1 pseudogene is annotated in these 261 nt (G+C 42.1%); it reads left to right on the top strand.

Annotated elements, in window-relative coordinates:
• Positions 1-261: pseudogene (locus ACG9ZB_RS17485) on the top strand (glutamate--tRNA ligase family protein); the annotation flags it as partial.

The following is a 261-nucleotide window of genomic DNA, read 5'->3' as shown; positions in this document are numbered from 1 at the left end:
CAATATGCACTTGATTTGTATAAAAAACATCAATAATTAAACTGCTTTGAAACTATTGAAGAGTTGGATAAAATGCGTGCAGAACAACAGGCACGTGGTGAAACACCAAAGTACGATGGTCGTGGTTTAAAATAATCTGCTGAAGAAATCCAAAGCCGCCTTGCTGCAGGTGAGCCACACGTGATTCGTATCAAAGTGCCAGAAGAAGGCATTTGTACAGTCAAGGACTTACTGCGCGGGGAAGTAGAAATCCCTTGGGCA

The sequence above is a fragment of the Acinetobacter johnsonii genome (assembly GCF_048551975.1).
In the GTDB taxonomy this organism is placed as follows: domain Bacteria; phylum Pseudomonadota; class Gammaproteobacteria; order Pseudomonadales; family Moraxellaceae; genus Acinetobacter; species Acinetobacter johnsonii_A.
This window is presented reverse-complemented; position numbering and strand designations above follow the sequence as displayed.